This is a genomic window from Alteromonas sp. ABH4_456 (genome assembly GCF_056160645.1).
Genome location: NZ_JBSWXO010000010.1, coordinates 23,442 through 43,306, shown reverse-complemented (window position 1 = coordinate 43,306; position 19,865 = coordinate 23,442). Strand labels below are relative to the sequence as shown.

Sequence of the window (19,865 nt, the reverse complement as noted above, 5' to 3'; positions counted from 1 at the left end):
CTCATGTTAACGTATAAGAAAACGCAGTCAGCCGCTTATGAATTTGCCCTATCCTCCGTTAGTTTTTCATTCTGTTTACAGTCAGCTTGATCTGCCGGTCAGACACCGCTTTCCCATCGAAAAATATCAGGGGATCCATGATGCGCTGGTATCCCGCGGCGTGCCACCCGGCCATTTCACAACCCCTGAAGCGCTGACTGCCGCTGATCTGACGGCAATTTACCAGCAAGACTATGTCAGCGCACTTTGCGGCGGCACCCTTGATCACCAGGCCATGCGCAGAATAGGTTTCCCCTGGTCAGAGCAATTAATCCGCCGTTCCCTCACCGCTGTCAGCGGGACCTGTCTGACAGCCGCACTGGCACAGGAAAACGGACTGGCGCTTAATCTTACCGGTGGTTACCACCACGCTTTTGCAGATTCCGGTTCGGGATTTTGCTTATTTAACGATTTGTATCTGGCAGCGAAGAGGGCACAGGCCCGTGATGATTGCGATACGGTAATGATCATAGATCTTGATGTGCATCAGGGGGACGGTACAGCCAAACTGGCTGAGCATGACGACTCGGTGTTTACCGTATCAGTGCACGGTGAGAAGAACTTTCCTCACCGCAAACAAACTTCAGACATTGATATCGGGCTGGCGAAAGGCTCCGGGGACGATGAGTACCTGACGACGCTTGATGAAACGCTGCACTTAGCGTTTCGACAGTGTTCACCTGACTTCGTTATTTACGATGCCGGCGTCGACGTGCACATCAATGATGATTTAGGGCACCTGCACATCACCACACCGGGTGTTCTGGCCAGAGATAAAATGGTGCTGGATATGTGTAAGCAAAAAGGGCTGCCGGTAGCTTGTGTGATCGGTGGTGGCTATCAGCGTGATATCGCTGCGCTGGTAGATGTACACCTGCAACTGTTCAGAGCGGCAGGTGTCATCCGGTAAAATCACCTACAGGAAGGTTAGCTGGAAGCCCAGACCTATGCGTTCCTGGCTGCGGTTGTAGTCAATCAGTGAGTCGCCGTAACCGTTAAAGTATTGCAGCAGCAATTCGTACCGGTTTGAAAGGGGATAAGTCAGGTTCAGCTGAATACTGCCTCTGTTGTGTCCGAAATTCAGGTTATTGCGTAACAGGGCCAGCACCTTGAAGTTGCCAAGACGGGTGCCGTAACCCAATTCCATGCGGCCGTAATAATCATTGATATCCGGGTTATCGTCGCCGGCAGGATCGTTTTCGTCCACTTTGGTGTCTTCGGGTATGCGATACCAGGTTTTCAGGTAATACACGTCATCAAAATCACTGAACAGTACCGAGGCAAAAATCCTGTTCCAGCTGCGGGAGCGCTCGCCACTTTGTCCGTTCGACATATGATTAAAACCTACCTGAAAGGCGTTAAAGTCGTATCCCAGCAGGGTAATGTCGGCTTCCTGCTGATAAAACACTTCAGGCTGATAATTGGTTTCCCGAAAGGGTTTCGATACCTCGCTGTTATACAGTTGCCAGAAGGACGTCAGGGTGAATCCGAAATACATTCCATCGGCCGTGTCGCCCCGCAGATACAGGGGCAGTTTTACACTTAACTGAAACTTGGCTTCGCTGTTATCAACATTTTCAGGAGTGAGATCCTGATTACCGGCGGAGTTCGGGTTGGTCACATAGGTAACAGGTAAAAGGTAGTTGGTCTGGTACTGTGTGATGGCAAAGTAATTATCCAGTGCCCGGTGGTCGGCTTCGAAACGTGAACTGAGCATACCCGGAGCATCTTTCTGCGCATCGGTGGATGATTTATCCGCTTCCTCCTGCGCATACGCACCTTTGCATAATACTGCTGTCAGTAACAGAGCGGGCAGAGCTGAGTAACGGCAAATTTTCATCGTATAATCCTTTACAGATCGAGAGTCTGGCCTTCTGCCGCCGCAAATAAACCTAATGGCGACTCCGCTATTTCAATGTATTCCTGACAGTGAGCAACCACCTTGTCAATGTCATCATCAGTACGGTCCGGGTCGTGGCTGTACAATGCCAGTTGTTTAACATTAGATGCCATCGCCAGTTTCACCGCTTCCTCAGCCACAGAGTGTCCCCAGCCAGATTTAGCCGGCATATCTGACAGCATATACTGCGCGTCGTGGATAACCAGGTCAGCATCGCGGGCAAAGTCAACGAAACTGAGAAAATCCGTTTCTTTTTTATAGGGAGGGTAGAGCTCGTTATCAGTGAGATAGGCTAACTTTTTACCGTTTTCAGTAATCGTATAAGCACTGCCTTTTCCCGGGTGGTTCATAGGCAGCCTGGAAATTGTCGCATTGCCTAAACGCCAGCTGTCAATCTCTTCCGGAATGGGGGTTACCGTCACATCAGAAGCCAGCGCACTGGCCGGTACGGGAAAGACGGAACCTTGCATCTGGGTAAGGATCCGGTCGTGCTCGGGCAGGGTAGTCATGCCGGGAATGATTTTAATTTCGCGATCTTTCTGGTAAATCGGGGCGAAGAAGGGGAAACCCTGAATGTGGTCCCAGTGATTATGAGTAAGCAGGATATGAACAGGCGTTGTTTTCTTTATAAGCTCGTTGCCCAGCGCCCTGATCCCTGTGCCGGCATCCAGAATGATATCTGTACCGTCTGACAACTGAACATGAACACAGGCCGTATTACCACCATAACGCACGAAATCAGCGCCCGGCGTGGGAATAGACCCTCTGACACCATAAAAGGTAACTCGCATGCCTTCTCCTGCAGCATTGCCGCCGGGCCGTCAGCAGCCCGGCAATTTCCGTGTTAATCTCTGTCTGTTTTACAGACCGGCAATAAATTCACCGGCGTTATCTATAGAGAGTAAGGTTTTTTCGCCGGTGCTGCGATTTTTATATTCTACCTGCCGGTTATCCAGATTGCGCTCGCCCACAACGATGCTGTGGGGAATACCTACCAGTTCCATATCGTTAAACATGACGCCCGGGCGTTCTTTGCGGTCGTCAAATAACACTTCAATGCCGGCGGCAGTCAATGTTTCGTACAACGACTCTGCAACGTCTTTGATGCGCTGAGACTTATGCATATTCATCGGGATAAGCGCCACTTTAAACGGTGCAACCGGGTCAGGCCAGATGATACCGTTTTCGTCGTGGTTCTGCTCAATGGCTGCTGCCACAATGCGTGACACACCAATGCCATAGCAACCCATAGTCAGAATTTGATGCTTACCGGTTTCACCGAGCACACCACAGTTCATGGCTTTAGAATATTTATCGCCTAGCTGGAAGATGTGACCTACTTCGATACCGCGTTTGATTTCGATTGTGCCTTTTCCGCAGGGTGACGGATCGCCTGCAACCACATCGCGGATATCAGCGCTTTCGATATCACCGGTCCAGTTTCCATTAATGATGAATTTACCATTTTCACCTGCGCCGCAAACAAAGTCTGCTGCTGCCGCTGCGCTGTGGTCAACAATAACGTCTAAACCTGATGCCAGCGGATTCGCGTACAACGGGAAGCAACCAAAAATGTCTTTAGCCTGTTCTTCTGTGGCAATGACCAGCGGTGATGCAATCTGTGGCAGTTTCTCTGCTTTGATATCGTTTAAAGTGTGTTCGTCACGTAAGACCAGCGCCACCCACTTTTCCGGAGCATCTTCTTCAGACTGACCTTTAACCAGCACGACTTTTAATGCGGTATTTTGCTCTTTCAGAAAGTTTTCTGCGCTGATCCCTTTTGGCTTGTCGATAACTTCTGCCTCAGCACCTGACGGCACGGCTTTCGTTGCTGGTGCAACAGCCTGAGCCATTTCCACATTGGCTGCATAGTCAGATTCTGTCGAAAACGCGATGTCATCTTCACCGGACGCTGCCAGCACGTGGAACTCGTGAGAGACCGCGCCACCAATTGAACCTGAGTCGGCAATAACAGCTCGGAAATCCAGCCCCAGGCGGGTAAAGATATTGCTGTAAGCCTGATACATTTTATCGTAAGTTTCCTGCAGCGACGCTTCATCCATATGGAAGCTGTATGCATCCTTCATGGTGAATTCACGGCCGCGCATAATGCCGAAACGGGGACGAACTTCGTCCCGGAATTTTGTCTGGATTTGATACAGGTTCAGCGGTAATTGTTTGTAACTGCTGATTTCGTTACGCACCAGTGCGGTAATCACTTCTTCGTGAGTCGGGCCTAAAACAAAGTCGCGCTGATGGCGATCTTTGATGCGCAGCAGCTCAGGACCATATTCTTCCCAGCGACCCGATTCTTCCCACAAGTCAGCAGGCTGAACCACTGGCATCAACACTTCCACTGCACCGGCCTTATTCATTTCATCACGCACCACATCTGCGATTTTGTTCAACACACGCAGACCGCTCGGCAGCCAGGTATACAAACCGGCAGCCAGTTTGCGGATCATGCCTGCCCGCAGCATGAGCTGATGACTGATAACTTCAGCATCGGCAGGTGTTTCTTTTTGCGTGGACAACAAATATTGGCTCGTGCGCATTACGGTGGTTCATCCTATAGAGAAAAATAAAAACGGCGCCATTCTAGCAGTATAGAAAAGGCCGCAAAAGTCGTTTTTCCGGTTAAGTTTTCTGTTATCCGGCAGGTAGTGGCGTGAGTGATAAAACCACCACGTCACCATTGATCATTTGCCAGCTGATATCCACGTCGTACAGACTCACTTTATAGACTTTGTCATCATCATTCAGTTTATGCCGGTAAGCGGGGCGGGGATCCTGGCTGAGTATATCCTGCGTCAGCGGTATGATATCCGGCCACCTGGCGGAAAGCGCGTGGCATTGTCTGTCTGCTTCTGCTGTAAAAATGACATTGCGGCGGGGAATGGGGGAGCTTGAGGTGAGGGTATCGTCTGCCTCATTCACGGCGTCGGCGTAAGGAACATACGGCTTAATATCAATGACCGGTGTGCCATCAAGTAAATCAACGCCGGACACATTCAGCACAACACGGTCGCCATCCACTGACAGACCTTCATTTTTAACCACTGACATACCAATGCTGTTTGGCCGGTGCGTACTGCGACTGGCAAATACGCCCAGTGTGGCATTACCGCCCAGACGTGGTGCTTTGACTGCGGGTTTCCAGCCTCTGGCAGCGGTTTCATGGAAATAGAACAATAACCAGACATGACTGAACGCCTCTATGCCTTTAAAGGCCTGCGGGTTGGCATAGTCAGTCTGCATGACAATCTGACCTTTAGCTCCGGCAAGGTTCGGCTGGCGGGGAATAGCAAATTTTTGCCTGAACGGTGTGTGAATAATGCCAACAGGTTCAATAGTGGCAGATTCAGGAAAGCTCACGACCTGGTTACCTGAAATAAATGGTTGATTGTCATAATTATCTCATAAATTACCGCTAAGGTATGCTCCGTTGTTTACCACCACAAGCCTGACTGGGCAGCTTGCGGTCTCCCTGGATCCCAGTTCCTTTAACCCCGTTGCGTGCAACGGGGTTTCTTTTTTCCCGGGTTTAGCAATCAGGCAGTGAATGGTGTTGCTGAATATGTCAAACTACGGCACCGGAACGGTGACCTGAGATGAAGACACTGCAAAGTGTTTCCCTTCGCGGGTGCCGGATACGATTTACCACCGCTTTTTCCTTTATTACCAGCAGTAGCAGACGGAACGCTATGATAGTTGTAGAAAATCTGACCCGACGGTTCAATCAGCTTGTCGCTGTCGATAACCTGTCCTTCACCATAAAAGCCGGAGAGATTGTGGGATTTCTGGGGCCAAATGGCGCCGGTAAGTCCACTACCATGAAAATGCTTACCGGTTTTCTGGACCCTTCATCAGGTAAAATCAAAATAGACGGCGCGGATATGCCCGGCAAAGCGAAAGCATTGCAGGAGCGTATTGGCTATCTGCCTGAAGGCGCGCCGCTTTATGGTGAGATGACAGTGTTTCAGTTTTTACATTTCGTGGCCGGTGTACGGGGACTGAAAGGTAAGCATCGTCAGAAGCGTCTCAAACATGTTATAGAGCAGGTGGAGCTGGGAGACGTGCTGAACAGGCAGATAGATAAATTGTCAAAAGGGTTCCGCCATCGCATTGGTCTGGCCCAGGCAATCATGCATGATCCGGATATTCTTATTCTGGATGAACCCACAGACGGACTGGATCCGAATCAGAAACATCAGGTAAGGGAACTTATCAAGGCGTTGTCGAAAGACAAAATCGTTATCATTTCCACCCACATCCTGGAAGAAGTCAGCGCTGTGTGTAACCGCGCCATGATCATTTCTCAGGGCAAATTGTTGTTTGACGGAACACCGCAGGAATTGCAATACCGTTCCCGCTATCACCAGGCCATCACACTGCATTTCAGTTATGCCGCCGATATTTCCGGGCTGGCGGAAATTGATGGTGTTGATGAAATGGTGGTTAACCGCGAAACCGGCGATGTCACGCTGTTCCCTGAAGATGGCAAGTTGCTGATGACGCCGGTCACCGAACATGTCAGTCATTACCGGCTGCCGGTGGACAAATTTACCATTGAAACCGGTCGCCTGGATGATGTATTCCGTGAAATTACTACCGGGGAGCGTGTGCAGTAATGAGAAGTTTAACCATTGCACGACGGGAGTTCGGCAGCTTTTTTGCTACACCTGTGGCGTATGTTTATCTGGTAATGTTCCTGGTGCTGAGCAGCGTGTTTACCTTCTTTATGGGAGATTTCTACGCCAGAGGACAGGCTGATTTACTGCCATTTTTTAATTTTCATCCCTGGCTCTATTTGTTTCTGGTACCAGCCATTGCCATGCGTAGCTGGGCTGAAGAAAGAAAATCCGGCACCATTGAATTACTAATGACATTGCCGGTGTCAGAAACGCAGGCTGTAGCCGGCAAGTTTCTGGCCTGCTGGGGAATTCTCGGACTGGCTCTGTTGATGACCACGCCCTTGTGGTTAACAGTTAATTATCTCGGCTCACCGGATAACGGAATCATCGTTGCCGCTTATACCGGCAGCTGGTTGATGGCCGGCGCTTTTCTTGCCATCAGTCAGTGTATGTCTGCGTTAACACATAATCAGGTTATTGCCTTTGTTATGTCTGTGCTGGTGTGTTTTCTCTTTCTTGTCAGCGGTTCGGAAATCGTGGTCGATGTTTTTAAAAACTGGGCACCTAATTTCGTGGTGGATACCGTTGCTTCTTTCAGTTTCCTCACGCATTTTGAAGCTATGTCAAAAGGTGTGCTGGCTGCGAATGATGTGGTGTATTTTCTGCTGGTCATCTTTGTGTGGCTGACCGCAAACGCCGTGATTACTGAACAGAACAAGGCAGGGTGATCATGATGAAGAAAAAATGGTTGTCTGTATTAAGTCTTGGCCTGCTGGCAGTGCTGTTTGTATTGCTGGTTTTTATTAACAATCAATTGTTAAGCAAATATCGCATTGATTTGACAGAAGACAAGGTGTTCTCGTTGTCAGAGGGAACCCGTAATGTGCTCACCAGTCTGGATGAGCCGGTCACGTTGTACTTCTTCTACTCCGATTCGGCGACGACGGGTATGACAAAAATGCGTAACTATGCCGCCAGAGTAGAAAGTTTGTTGCGTGAATATGCACAGGCGTCCGGCGGTAAAGTTCAACTGCAAATCGTTGACCCTGTACCTTTTTCGGAAAACGAAGATAAAGCCAATCAGTTCGGTCTCACAGGAGCGGCACTGGGTAATGTGGGAGAACAGATTTACTTTGGTCTTGCCGGCACGAATTTGCTGGATGATCAGTTCACCATCCCGTTCTTTGATCCTAAGAACGAGCAGTTTCTTGAATATGAAATCAGTAAACTGATTTATCGCCTGAGTAATCCGGATACGCTGACGCTGGCGCTGGTCACTGATTTACCTGTTGCCGGCGGACAAGATCCTCTGACCGGGCGATACACCGGTCCCATGGTTTTTTATCAGCAACTGGCGCAGCTGTATAACATTCGTATTGTGAACAGTACTGCTGATGGATTACCGGAAGATACCGATGTGGTATTGCTGGCGCATCCGCAAGCGCTGTCAGACGGCCTGCTGTATGCCATAGATCAGTTTGCCATGCACAATGGCCGGATCCTGGCCTTTATTGACCCTCATTATGAAGGAAATGCGCTTTCTTCGTTGCAACAAGTGGGTGCCAACGCGTCTTCGTTTCCGTTGCTGAAGGCCTGGGGAATTAAGGCGGATTTAACCAATATTGTCCTTGATGCTCAACTGGCTTTTGATTTGCGAAATGAAAACGGTGCGATAGTGAAGCATTTTGGCATTCTCGGGCTCACCGCAGCTCAGCTCGATCGTAATGATGTGATCACTGCCAATCTGGACTCAGTAAACGGCGCATCCTTCGGTGCCCTGGAAACGGTGAAAAAAGCCGGCTTGTCTATGCATACGCTAATACGTTCTTCCGTTAACTCAGGTCTGACCAATGCAGATAACTATGCCCAGACCCTTAACCCGGTAGCGTTGCACCGTGGATTCGGCGGAAACACAGAAACCTACACCGTTGCCGCCCGTTACCGTGGTAAAGCCCGCTCGTACTTCAGTGCACCGAAAGATCCGGCTAAAGCGGCGACCTATGAAGGGCAGACTGATAATCTGAATCTGGTGCTGGTGGCAGACGCAGATATGCTTTCAGACCGTTACTGGGTGCAACAAACGGCGTTCTTCGGAGATACGGTATTTACGCCGTTTGCGAATAACGGTGACTTTATTGTCAATGCAATTGAAAACCTCACCGGCAGCGATGCGCTTATCAGTATCCGCTCCCGCGGCACCTATGTGCGCCCCTTTGAAAGGGTAAAGGCCCTGGAGACGGCGGCGGAAGGTAAATACCGCGAGCAGGAAGAACAGTTGCAGGAAGAGCTGATCCAGACGGAGCAGAAATTACGTGAGCTTCAGGGACAACAGGGGCAGGGCGGTACCATTGTCTTTACCGGTCAACAGCAGGAGGCAATAGATAAGTACATTGCCCGCAGAGTTGAAATTCGCCGTGAACTTCGCGAAGTGCGCTATCAGCTTGACCGCGAGATAGACCGTCTTGGCGATAAACTGAAAATAGTGAATATAGCCCTGGCACCTGCTGTGCTGACGGGCTTGTTATGGTTACTGGCGTTTATCTTCAAACGCAGAGCAGGAAAAGCATACCGGACAGAAACACAGTCATGAATTTACGCGTTCTTATATTATCGGGGTTAGTTGCTGCCAGTGCCGGTGTTGCCGGCTGGTTACAAAGTCATTCTGACCGCATTACCCGGGAAGCATCCGCAGAACATGAATTGCAAAGCGAGCTGGCGACAGCGGCAAAAGATATTCAGCGGATCAAAATTGAAACCCACGAAGGGGTGGTATTTGCTGCCGTGAAAGATACTGACAGGTGGATTGCAACTCACCTCGACACCATTATGACCTTTCCGGTGGACATGAAAAAGCTGGCGAAATTTGCTAATGCCCTGAACAGTCTGGAAGTGCTGGAGCCTAAAACATCACAGCCGGAATTTTATCACCGTCTGGGCGTTGAAAGTGTCAGAGATAGTGATGCCCGCTCTTTGCTGATTGAGATTGGCGGCGAAAAGGAAGCGTTTTCGTTGCTCGTGGGTAGGACGGCCAGTGGCAACCGTGGCACATATGTGCGGCAGCCTGAAGCGTCTACCAGCCTGCTGGTAAACAAAACTTTGCCGTTACCGGAAAAGCGCAGCGACTGGTTAAGCCGTGAGATTTTCGCTTTTAACAGTTCAGATATCAGTGCTGTGGATGTTGAAATTGAAGGGCAGCCCCTGCTGACGTTAAACCGTGAAGGAGAGACCGCTGATGGCTGGCAGATTGCAGGCAATGATGAGGCTACTGCCGCACTGAGATATCCAACCATAGTAGGTCAGACAGTTGATAAGATGCTGCGCTTCGACTTTGATGGTGTCAAACCCTTCCTGCAGCATAAGTGGAGTGAGGTATCACCGATCAGTCAGGTTATCTTTTCTCTGGAAGATGGCACTGAAGTCATGGCTTATCTTTCAGCACCGGACCCGCGCGGACGTTTTCAATTGTGGATTGATACCCCGGACTCACCACGCTGGATATCCGAATGGGTATTTGAGCTTTCCGAATATCAGGCCCGTGATTTTCTGCCCAGGCTGGAAAATTTGACATCCGCTATCTGAAATTCCGGACGCTTCAGCCCTGACCCTGACGCAGTGATGCCAGCAACTGTGCAAGATGCTGGCTGCCAAGGCTTGCCGCTTTACGCATATTACGCTCGTAAATTGCGGATGATTCGTCCTTGTTCTTCATGGCCTCTTCAATATCCTTTTCACGGATAATGTGCAGCACCGGCCAGGGACTCCGGTTCGTGTAATGGCTGGCATCACCCGGGTCTTCTCCTTCGAAAAGATAATCAGGATGAAAGCTGGCCAGCTGAAACTCGCCGCTGAAACCGGATGCGTCCAGCAGGCGCTCCGCCATACCGAGAATGTCGAGATAATCGTCGAAATCATTGCCACAGCGATAGAAAATAACCAGTGTCGTAGCTATTTCCGGTGACTCACGCAACGTCTGGCAAGCCTGATAAACGGTTTCAAGGATGTCTGCAGGATTACCGGAATCATCCACTTCGTAGCGGATCAGGTCCGGTGTGAAAACGGGTTTGGCGAAAGGGCAGAAGTTGTAACCTATCACTACTTTTTCTACCCAGTCGCGGGTGGCGGCAGCCACCCTCTGATTGTCTGTCATGAATGGTACTTAACGTACGCTTCCAGCGTGTTTTCAATCAGGCTGGCAACAGTCATAGGGCCTACGCCGCCCGGTACCGGCGTGATCCAACCCGCGCGGGTCTTCGCGTTTTCGAAATCAACATCGCCAACCAGAGAACCGTCATTCACCCGGTTGATACCCACATCAATCACAATCGCACCGGGTTTAATCCAGTCACCGGGAATGAAGTTGGGTTTACCCACTGCTACAACCAGCAAGTCTGCACGGCTGACGTGGGCTTTTAAATCCTGTGTAAACTTGTGGCAGGTTGTCACAGTGCAGCCGGCAAGCAGTAATTCCAGACTCATAGGACGACCAACGATATTACTGGCACCCACAATAACCGCGTCCAGGCCTTTTACAGGACGTTTTGTGGCAGCAATCATGGTCATAATACCTTTAGGCGTACAAGGACGCAGAGCAGGGATACGTTGCGCCAGGCGACCAATATTGTAAGGGTGGAAGCCGTCAACATCTTTGTGCGGCTCAATACGTTCCAGTACACGTTCAGCATTGAGACCGGCAGGTAGCGGCAATTGCACAAGAATACCGTCGATTTCAGGATCCTGATTGAGTTGATCTACCACAGCCAGTAATTCTTCTTCACTGGTGCTTGCCGGTAAATCAAAAGAACGGGAAACAAACCCGACTTCTTCACAGGCTTTACGTTTATTAGACACATATACTTGTGAGGCAGCATCACTGCCTACCAGTACAACGGCCAGACCGGGGCAACGCTTTCCGGCTTCTTTTAAAGATTCAACGTAGCTTGCTACGTCCTGGCGAACTTGTTTGGCAATGACTTTGCCATCAATCAGGTGGGCACTCATGAATGTGTTCTTCTCATTTCATTACGTTAACCCTTATATTGTTTCACAACTTACAACACCTTGCCAAAGTGAAAATGCGCTTAAAAGAACAGCGGATTGGTCAAAAAAACAGACGATTGCGCGTAATCTGAGCGGTCAGAATTTTTATTGAAAAAAGTGTTTGACGGGATGGGATGTTGGCTATAGTATTCGCACCCCGTAACGGCAGGGAACATTAACTGCCTTACACAGTCGGTGAGTGGCGCAGTTTGGTAGCGCACTTGGTTTGGGTCCAAGGGGTCGCAGGTTCAAATCCTGTCTCACCGACCACTATTGCAAGCTTCGATTCGTCGGGCGTCCGTAGCTCAGCTGGATAGAGCAACGGCCTTCTAAGCCGTGGGTCGCAGGTTCGAATCCTGCCGGACGCGCCATCGGTGAGTTCGCAGGAAATACTGACAAGATGTCAGTATTCAGGTAGACTTAAGAAGCTTGTAATTGCACTCTCTGTGGTGGGCGTAGCTCAGTTGGTAGAGCCCCGGATTGTGATTCCGGTTGTCGTGGGTTCAAGTCCCATCGTCCACCCCACTTTCCCCTCAGGGAATGTGAGTGCAACATATCTTTAGCCGGTTAAGCCGGTGTCTTTTGAAGCATTTCTCACGTCTTCGAAATACTCAGTTCGGTGAGTGGCGCAGTTTGGTAGCGCACTTGGTTTGGGTCCAAGGGGTCGCAGGTTCAAATCCTGTCTCACCGACCATTATTTATTCCCGATAATATCCTTAATTGTCATTACCTGATGATAAATGTTCCGTTATCTCCGGTTTTTCCTGTTATTTGTTGATAATCCCTCTCGACTCTGTAAAAACCTGCTTGTATACTACCGCGTCTTTTTTTAACCAATGTGTTTAAACAATGGTTTAACACTGTTGAATAACACTCCCTCTAAACCCGGTGTAACGCGCCGATATATGGCAAGGACGGGAAGGGGATTCAAACAAAGCGTCACTTTAAGACGCACAGTTGAGGTAACATAATGCAAGTTTCAGTCGAGACGACCCAGGGTTTAGAACGCCGTCTTACTATTACCGTTCCAGCAGATTCTGTTGATTCTGCGGTTAAAGCGCGTCTTCAACAATTATCAAAAACGCAACGCATCAACGGTTTCCGTCCTGGTAAAGTACCAGTAAGCGTAATCCAGAAACGTTTTGGCGCTGCTGTGCGTCAGGAAGTTGCTGGTGACGTAATGCAGCAAAACTTCTATCAGGCAATCGTTCAGGAAAAAATTAACCCTGCCGGCATGCCTTCTTTTGAACTGGTTAAAGATGAAAATGGCCAGGATTTAGAGTTCGTTGCGGCATTTGAAGTGTATCCTGAAGTTGAAGTTCAGGGCGTTGCAGACATCGAAATTGAGAAGCCAGTGGTTGAAATTTCCGACGCTGACCTCGATAACATGATGGAGACGCTGCAAAAGCAACACGCTACGTGGAAAGAAGTTAAGCGTAAAGCGAAGAAAGACGACCGTGTAGTTATCGATTTTGTTGGTAAAATTGACGGCGAAGAATTTGAAGGCGGTAAAGCAGAAGACTTTACCCTTGAGCTTGGCCAGGGTCGCATGATCCCTGGCTTCGAAGAGCCGCTGGTAGGTGCTAAGAAAGACGAGGAAGTGACTGTAGAAGTGACTTTCCCTGAAGACTACCATGCAGAGAACCTGAAAGGTAAAGCTGCAGTATTTGACGTTACCGTTAAGAAAGTAGAAGGTAAGCAATTGCCGGACGTTGACGACGAATTTGCTAAGCTGTTCGGGGTTGAAGAAGGCGGCGTTGACGCCCTGAAAGCGGAAGTGCGTAAAAACATGGAACGCGAACTGACTCAAACGCTGAAAACAACCGTAAAAGAAGATGTTATTTCTAAGCTGATCGAAAAGAATGAATTCGACGTGCCAAAAGCACTGATCGATCAGGAAGTAAATGCACTGCGTGAACAGGCAAAACAACGTTTCAGTCAGCAAGCTGGTGGCCAGAACATGCCAGAACTGCCTGCAGAACTGTTCACTGACAATGCAATCCGTCGCGTACGCATCGGTTTACTGCTGGGTGAAATCATCAAGCAGAACGAACTGAAAGCAGACGACGAAAAAGTAATGCAATTAATTGAAACATCAGCGTCAGCTTATGAAGATCCTCAGGAAGTTGTGGACTATTATAAAGCTAACGAAGAACTGATGAACCAGATGCGCAATGTTGCACTGGAAGAGCAGGCCATCGACTGGGTATTAGAAAATGCTAAAACTCAGGAAGTGACCAAAGCTTTTGACGAGGTTATGAACAAACAGGCGTAATTTATTACCCTCTGATTGACTTAACCTGTCAGCAACTGCTTAAATGCTCGGAACCTTCCGGGCATTTTTGTTTTTAACGCTAAGAAATCAAGGTAGATATGATAAACCCATTTGAACCACAAGATGCATTGGTGCCTATGGTCGTCGAGCAGACGTCTAAAGGTGAACGTTCCTACGACATTTATTCCCGTCTGCTAAAAGAAAATGTGATTTTCTTAGTGGGTCAGGTTGAAGACCACATGGCGAACCTCATCGTCGCGCAAATGCTTTTCCTTGAAGCTGAAAATCCGGAAAAAGATATTTATCTTTATATCAACTCTCCGGGTGGTTCTGTGACGGCAGGCATGGCAATTTACGACACCATGAATTTCATTAAGCCTGACGTAAGCACGGTTTGTATTGGTCAGGCGGCCAGCATGGGCGCTTTCCTGTTATCAGGCGGTACCAAAGGGAAACGTTTCTGTTTACCTAACTCACGGGTAATGATTCACCAGCCGCTGGGCGGATTCCAGGGACAGGCGTCGGATTTTGAAATTCACGCGAAAGAAATTCTTTCTATTAAAGAGAAAATGAATCGTCTGATGGCCGAACATACCGGCCAGGATTACGAAAAAGTTGCAAGGGATACAGACCGGGATAACTTCCTGAGTGCAGCAGAAGCCAGGGATTATGGCCTAATCGATCAGATTTTAACAAATCGATCTGACGCAGCCGCCACTAAGTAGTATAGTTATAGTAATCCTGAACTCGTGTACCCGCACGATTTTCGTTTGTTCAGGAAAGGCAGAGGCAAAGAGTAATGAGTGACAAGCAGAACGGTGACGGTGATAATAAGCTTTTGTACTGTTCCTTTTGTGGCAAAAGCCAACATGAAGTCAGAAAGCTGATCGCGGGACCGTCCGTTTTTATTTGCGATGAGTGCGTTGAATTATGCAACGACATTATTCGTGAAGAGATTAAGGAAATTGCACCAAAGCAAAAGCAGGATGCACTTCCTAAACCACAAGAAATTCATGCACACCTTGATGACTATGTCATTGGTCAGGAACACGCAAAGAAAGTGCTGTCGGTAGCGGTGTATAACCACTACAAGCGCCTGCGAAATGGTGATGTGCACGAGGGTGTTGAGCTGGGTAAGAGTAATATCCTGCTGATTGGCCCTACTGGTAGCGGTAAAACGTTACTGGCTGAAACCCTGGCCCGTTTACTGGATGTGCCGTTTACCATGGCCGATGCCACCACCCTGACCGAAGCCGGTTACGTGGGTGAGGACGTTGAAAACATCATTCAGAAGCTGTTGCAGAAGTGCGATTACGATGTAGAAAAAGCCCAGCGCGGTATTGTCTACATTGATGAAATCGACAAGATTTCCCGTAAGTCTGATAATCCTTCTATTACACGTGATGTGTCAGGTGAAGGTGTTCAGCAGGCGCTGCTTAAACTGATTGAAGGCACGGTTGCATCAGTACCGCCACAGGGTGGACGTAAGCATCCTCAGCAGGAGTTCCTGCAGGTAGACACGTCTAAAATCTTGTTTATCTGTGGTGGTGCGTTTGCCGGTCTGGATAAAGTGATTGAGCAGCGTGCAAATAAAGATACCGGAATCGGTTTCGGTGCGTCGGTGAAGTCTAAAGAAAGCAAGCAGGAACTCAGCGATCTGTTCAAGCGGGTAGAGCCGGAAGATTTAGTGAAGTACGGATTGATTCCGGAGTTCATTGGTCGTCTGCCGGTAGTGACCAGCCTGGAAGAATTGAACGAAGAAGCGCTGATCCAGATCCTTCGTGAGCCTAAGAACGCCATTACCAAACAGTACGGTGCGCTCTTTGCCATGGAAGAAACTGAACTGGAATTCCGTGACGATGCATTGCACGCCATCGCAAGAAAGGCGATGCAACGTAAAACCGGTGCCCGTGGCCTGCGTTCTATCGTTGAAGCAGTGTTGCTCGATACCATGTACGATTTACCTTCAATGGAAAACGTATGCAAAGTGGTTATCGACGAGTCTGTGATTAAAGGCGAATCTAAACCTATTCTGATGTACAAGAACGAAGAGAAGAAAGCGGTCTCTGAGTGATTGTCATGTAAGATAATGAAAAAGGTCCTTCGGGACCTTTTTTGTTATCTGTCACCGGGTCATCCGGCATCCGGTTAGCCGCAATTACCGTGAAATGGCAGGGCTGTTACAAGGTGTCATCGATGGTGACTTCACCGGTCAGTGAACTGTAATAGACGGAAAGCGCCGGTTGTGCCTGCAAAATAAAGGTGCAGGTACCGTCTGCATAGGTGGCCTGGTAGTCCGCCGAGGTATCTTCTGCAACCGTGGGGCTGCCGCTGGCAAGCAAGGCATTCCATAACGATGTGCAATCCCAGGCGTTGTCCGTTACCGGGCTGGCTTCATACGGCGTATAGCTCTGTGCAGGCCAGCCATACTGATTAAAATCAATGACGTTTTGTCCGTTGCCGAACACATCCAGATTATCCACCGGCCCCGTGTGACCACCGGCACGCCACTTTAAACGGGCCAGATTAATAGCAGAAGCAAAGGCCGCTCCCACACCCTGAACACTGGCCGCCTGAGCGTCATCCTGAAGATCGATGAAACGGGGCGCTGCGGTGACTGCCAGTACGCCGAGAATAACAATAACAATAACCAGCTCAATGAGCGTGAATCCGGAATTTGATGGAGATGATGTCATAACAAGTTTCACTGCAATCTTGATATCTTTGAAGAATAAGATTTTAACTGTATTTTTTCCAGTTTCTTGAGCATAACAGGTTTATTTTATTGGGAATAGTTATCATTTGTAATAAGCAGTAACCTGCCTTCGTCGTATATTTGTACAGTCGTTTGACTTTGCTTTGCTCTCCGGCACAAAAAGGTTGCACCATCATTAAAAATCGATAATGGTAAAAGTAACAAGGTTTAACACAGGATTGATTGAACTTTGCCTGTGCATCCCCATATCAATTCACATTATGAACAATACAGAGAACACGTATGACAGTTGAGCGTGAAGATCGCATTGAGATCCCCGTACTTGCCTTACGGGACGTAGTCGTTTATCCCCATATGGTCATACCGCTATTTGTTGGCAGGGAAAAGTCCATCCGTTGTCTTGAAGCAGCGATGGAAAATGATAAACAAATCTTTTTAGTTGCACAGAAGGACGCCAGTGTTGATGAGCCTGAATCTGATGACATTTTTCAGGTGGGCACATTAGCCACTATTTTACAGTTATTAAAACTGCCTGACGGCACAGTGAAAGTGCTGGTCGAAGGTAATGTTCGTGGTGAAATTCATCAGTACGAGCAGGCTGAGCCATTCTTCGTGGCGCAAGTAAGCCGTGTTGAAGATGAGCTACTGTCTGACAATGAGCAGGAAGTACTTATCCGCTCTGCGGTATCCCAGTTCGAGGGATACGTAAAACTGAATAAGAAGATCCCGCCGGAAGTGTTAACCTCGCTTAACGGCATTGATGACGCTGCCCGTCTCGCCGATACCATGGCTGCTCACATGCCGCTTAAATTGGCTGAGAAGCAGAAGGTATTGGAAATGAAAGGCGTGAACGAGCGTCTTGAGTACCTGATGGCGCTGATGGAAGGCGAAATTGATTTGCTGCAGGTCGAAAAGAAAATTCGTACCCGCGTGAAAAAGCAGATGGAAAAAAGCCAGCGCGAGTATTATCTGAATGAACAGATGAAAGCCATTCAGAAAGAACTGGGTGAACTGGATGATGCACCGGACGAGTTTGAGGCGCTGAGCAAAAAGATTGAAGAAGCGAAGATGCCTAAAGATGCCGAAGATAAGGCACGGGCTGAGTTGCAGAAACTGAAAATGATGTCTCCCATGTCGGCAGAAGCCACCGTGGTACGCAGTTATATTGAATGGCTGACCAATGTTCCCTGGCATAAGCGCAGTGCAGTGAAGAAAGATTTGTCACTGGCCGAGAAAGTACTGGATGCAGATCACTATGGTCTGGAGAAAGTAAAAGAGCGCATTGTTGAATATCTGGCGGTACAGAAACGGGTTAAAAAGCTGAAAGGTCCAATCCTTTGCTTAGTCGGTCCTCCGGGGGTGGGTAAAACCTCGTTGGGTCAGTCTATTGCCAAAGCCACCGGGCGTAAGTACGTGCGTATGGCATTAGGCGGAGTACGTGACGAAGCAGAAATTCGTGGTCACCGTCGTACTTACATCGGTTCATTACCGGGCAAACTGATTCAGAAAATGGCCAAAGTAGGGGTGAAGAACCCGCTCTTCCTGCTTGATGAAATCGACAAAATGTCTTCTGATATGCGTGGTGACCCGTCATCGGCGCTGCTCGAGGTATTAGACCCTGAACAAAACAGCAGCTTCAGCGACCATTACCTTGAAGTCGACTACGACCTGTCCGATGTGATGTTCGTAGCGACCTCAAACAGCATGAATATTCCCGGGCCATTGCTCGACCGGATGGAAGTGATTCGTCTGTCGGGCTACACCGAAGATGAGAAGCTGAATATTGCAACACGTCATCTTATTTCCAAACAGACGGAACGTAACGGCCTTAAAGCCAAAGAGCTGGATATCACAGAGTCCGCCATCATCGGTATGATTCGCTACTATACCCGCGAAGCGGGTGTACGAAGCCTGGAAAGAGAAATTTCTAAAGTTTGCCGTAAAGCAGTAAAAGATATTCTGCTGAGTAAGAGTAAAGACAAAGTCGTTGTGACGCAGGATAACCTGAAAGACTATCTGGGCGTGCAGCGTTTTGATTATGGTAAAGCGGATAAAGAAAACCAGATAGGGCAGGTGACCGGCCTTGCATGGACTCAGGTAGGCGGAGACTTGCTGACTATCGAAACCACTGCGGTACCCGGTAAAGGCAAGATGACCTCCACCGGTTCTCTGGGTGACGTGATGCAGGAGTCCATTCAGGCGGCGATGACTGTAGTAAGAAGCCGTGCTGAAAAACTACGCATCAACGAAGACTTCTATGAAAAGCGTGATATTCACGTGCACGTGCCCGAAGGTGCCACGCCAAAAGATGGTCCGAGCGCCGGTATTGCAATGTGCACCGCACTGGTATCCACGCTCACAGGTAATCCGGTGAAATGTGATGTTGCCATGACCGGTGAAATTACCCTTCGCGGAGAAGTGCTGGCAATCGGCGGATTAAAAGAGAAGCTGCTGGCTGCACACCGTGGCGGTATTAAAACTGTCGTCATTCCACACGAGAATGAACGTGATTTGGAAGAAATTCCTGAAAACGTGAAAGCGGACTTGTCTATCCATCCGGTTAAATGGATTGATGAAGTACTCGATATTGCTCTGCAGGAGCCTGTTGAGTCTTTTAAAGTTGTCGCTAATAAGTAACGGTAGAAATTGGCTGCATACCAGTAAATTCGCGGGATGTAGCCTTTTTTTGAACTGTTTGCTCAAAAAACACCCATTACAGCCCCAAATTAACCTTTTTTTTTAAATTTAGGGCTTTCAACTGTCAGAAGTTGTGTTACCTTTACTACGTACTCGCTTGAAGCCTTGTCTCTAAAGGGATTGCAGCGATTCATTAAACGTTAATTAATTGTAACACTTAGCTTGATTGTCGAAATCAAGCTTGTTATAACGTTCTGAAGACATCACTGTTTTCGGACAAGAGTATAATAACAATCGAAGGGGATCATAATTGTGAACAAGTCTCAACTCATCGACCAAATCGCTGCTGGTGCAGATATCTCTAAAGCTGCTGCAGGCCGTGCATTGGATGCATTCACTGATGCAGTTACCGCAGCGCTTAAAGAAGGTGATCAGGTTGCACTGGTAGGTTTCGGTACGTTTGCGGTTCGCGAACGCTCAGCGCGTAGTGGCCGTAACCCACAAACTGGTGAGACTATTCAAATCGCAGCTGCTAAAGTTCCTTCTTTCAAAGCTGGTAAAGCTCTGAAAGACGCTTGTAACTAAGCAGAAAAAGATTCGATAAAAGGCGATGGTCAGTACCATCGC

17 protein-coding genes and 4 tRNA genes are annotated in these 19,865 nt (G+C 48.6%); 14 read left to right on the top strand and 7 right to left on the bottom strand.

Features of this window, described 5'->3' with window-relative positions:
- The first annotated feature begins 37 nt into the window (after positions 1-37).
- Entirely contained in the window at positions 38-949 is a 912-nt protein-coding gene (locus tag ACXAG2_RS15245) for a histone deacetylase family protein (protein ID WP_474868303.1), read from the top strand.
- A 6-nt stretch (positions 950-955) separates the two neighbouring features.
- On the opposite strand, the gene ACXAG2_RS15240 is transcribed toward ACXAG2_RS15245, so the two are convergent.
- From ACXAG2_RS15240 to tsaA, 4 genes are all read right to left on the bottom strand, one after another.
- Positions 956-1,879 (bottom strand): phospholipase A, encoded by a 924-nt coding sequence (locus tag ACXAG2_RS15240; protein ID WP_474868301.1) that lies wholly within the window; start codon positions 1,877-1,879, stop codon positions 956-958.
- Positions 1,880-1,890: 11 nt separating this feature from the next.
- On the bottom strand, positions 1,891-2,730 hold the full coding sequence (locus tag ACXAG2_RS15235) for an MBL fold metallo-hydrolase (protein WP_474868299.1): 840 nt from the start codon (positions 2,728-2,730) through the stop codon (positions 1,891-1,893).
- A gap of 69 nt (positions 2,731-2,799) precedes the next feature.
- On the bottom strand, positions 2,800-4,494 hold the full coding sequence (locus ACXAG2_RS15230) for a proline--tRNA ligase (RefSeq protein WP_474868296.1): 1,695 nt from the start codon (positions 4,492-4,494) through the stop codon (positions 2,800-2,802).
- A gap of 94 nt (positions 4,495-4,588) precedes the next feature.
- Positions 4,589-5,314: a tRNA (N6-threonylcarbamoyladenosine(37)-N6)-methyltransferase TrmO gene (tsaA, locus tag ACXAG2_RS15225; protein WP_474868294.1), complete on the bottom strand. Its 726-nt coding sequence runs from the start codon at positions 5,312-5,314 to the stop codon at positions 4,589-4,591.
- A 329-nt stretch (positions 5,315-5,643) separates the two neighbouring features.
- On the opposite strand from tsaA, the gene ACXAG2_RS15220 reads away from it, so the two are divergent.
- Genes ACXAG2_RS15220 through ACXAG2_RS15205 form a run of 4 tightly spaced genes read left to right on the top strand, consistent with a single transcriptional unit; the run spans position 5,644 to position 10,152 of the window.
- Entirely contained in the window at positions 5,644-6,570 is a 927-nt protein-coding gene (locus tag ACXAG2_RS15220) for an ABC transporter ATP-binding protein (RefSeq protein ID WP_474868292.1), read from the top strand.
- On the top strand, positions 6,570-7,301 hold the full coding sequence (locus ACXAG2_RS15215; RefSeq protein ID WP_119501991.1) for an ABC transporter permease subunit: 732 nt from the start codon (positions 6,570-6,572) through the stop codon (positions 7,299-7,301). The genes ACXAG2_RS15220 and ACXAG2_RS15215 overlap by 1 nt, the downstream gene beginning before the upstream one ends.
- A 2-nt stretch (positions 7,302-7,303) precedes the next feature.
- Entirely contained in the window at positions 7,304-9,163 is a 1,860-nt protein-coding gene (locus ACXAG2_RS15210; protein WP_474868290.1) for a GldG family protein, read from the top strand.
- Entirely contained in the window at positions 9,160-10,152 is a 993-nt protein-coding gene (locus ACXAG2_RS15205; protein WP_474868287.1) for a DUF4340 domain-containing protein, read from the top strand. Before ACXAG2_RS15210 ends, ACXAG2_RS15205 begins: the two co-directional genes overlap by 4 nt.
- Before the next feature lie 13 nt (positions 10,153-10,165).
- Here ACXAG2_RS15205 and ACXAG2_RS15200 read toward each other — a convergent pair whose 3' ends face one another.
- Together ACXAG2_RS15200 and folD are read right to left on the bottom strand one after the other, a co-directional pair.
- Positions 10,166-10,720, bottom strand: coding sequence for a DUF1415 domain-containing protein (locus ACXAG2_RS15200; RefSeq protein ID WP_474868285.1), 555 nt, complete (start codon positions 10,718-10,720; stop codon positions 10,166-10,168).
- Positions 10,717-11,571, bottom strand: a complete 855-nt coding sequence (gene folD, locus ACXAG2_RS15195) for a bifunctional methylenetetrahydrofolate dehydrogenase/methenyltetrahydrofolate cyclohydrolase FolD (RefSeq protein WP_119501988.1) — start codon at positions 11,569-11,571, stop codon at positions 10,717-10,719. Before folD ends, ACXAG2_RS15200 begins: the two co-directional genes overlap by 4 nt.
- Before the next feature lie 232 nt (positions 11,572-11,803).
- Between folD and ACXAG2_RS15190 the strand changes: the two genes are divergently transcribed.
- From ACXAG2_RS15190 to clpX, 7 genes are all read left to right on the top strand, one after another.
- A tRNA-Pro gene (locus tag ACXAG2_RS15190) sits at positions 11,804-11,880 on the top strand.
- A 24-nt stretch (positions 11,881-11,904) separates the two neighbouring features.
- Positions 11,905-11,981 (top strand) — tRNA-Arg (locus ACXAG2_RS15185).
- Positions 11,982-12,059: 78 nt separating this feature from the next.
- Positions 12,060-12,135 (top strand) — tRNA-His (locus tag ACXAG2_RS15180).
- A gap of 92 nt (positions 12,136-12,227) precedes the next feature.
- Positions 12,228-12,304: transfer RNA gene (locus ACXAG2_RS15175), tRNA-Pro, on the top strand.
- 276 nt (positions 12,305-12,580) lie between these two features.
- Positions 12,581-13,885 carry a trigger factor gene (gene tig, locus ACXAG2_RS15170; protein ID WP_119501987.1) on the top strand — a complete coding sequence of 435 codons (1,305 nt, stop codon included), beginning with the start codon at positions 12,581-12,583 and terminating at the stop codon, positions 13,883-13,885.
- A gap of 98 nt (positions 13,886-13,983) precedes the next feature.
- Positions 13,984-14,610 carry an ATP-dependent Clp endopeptidase proteolytic subunit ClpP gene (gene clpP, locus ACXAG2_RS15165; protein ID WP_119501986.1) on the top strand — a complete coding sequence of 209 codons (627 nt, stop codon included), beginning with the start codon at positions 13,984-13,986 and terminating at the stop codon, positions 14,608-14,610.
- Positions 14,611-14,684: 74 nt separating this feature from the next.
- Positions 14,685-15,959 (top strand): ATP-dependent protease ATP-binding subunit ClpX, encoded by a 1,275-nt coding sequence (gene clpX / locus ACXAG2_RS15160; protein ID WP_303573064.1) that lies wholly within the window; start codon positions 14,685-14,687, stop codon positions 15,957-15,959.
- 106 nt (positions 15,960-16,065) lie between these two features.
- On the opposite strand, the gene ACXAG2_RS15155 is transcribed toward clpX, so the two are convergent.
- A complete protein-coding gene (locus ACXAG2_RS15155) occupies positions 16,066-16,581 on the bottom strand; it encodes a prepilin-type N-terminal cleavage/methylation domain-containing protein (protein WP_474868282.1) in 516 nt (171 codons plus the stop codon).
- 302 nt (positions 16,582-16,883) lie between these two features.
- On the opposite strand from ACXAG2_RS15155, the gene lon reads away from it, so the two are divergent.
- Complete coding sequence (lon, locus tag ACXAG2_RS15150; protein WP_474868280.1) at positions 16,884-19,238, top strand: endopeptidase La; 2,355 nt, start codon at positions 16,884-16,886, stop codon at positions 19,236-19,238.
- Between the two features lie 312 nt (positions 19,239-19,550).
- On the top strand, positions 19,551-19,823 hold the full coding sequence (gene hupB / locus ACXAG2_RS15145; protein ID WP_119501982.1) for a nucleoid-associated protein HU-beta: 273 nt from the start codon (positions 19,551-19,553) through the stop codon (positions 19,821-19,823).
- Positions 19,824-19,865 lie beyond the last annotated feature (42 nt).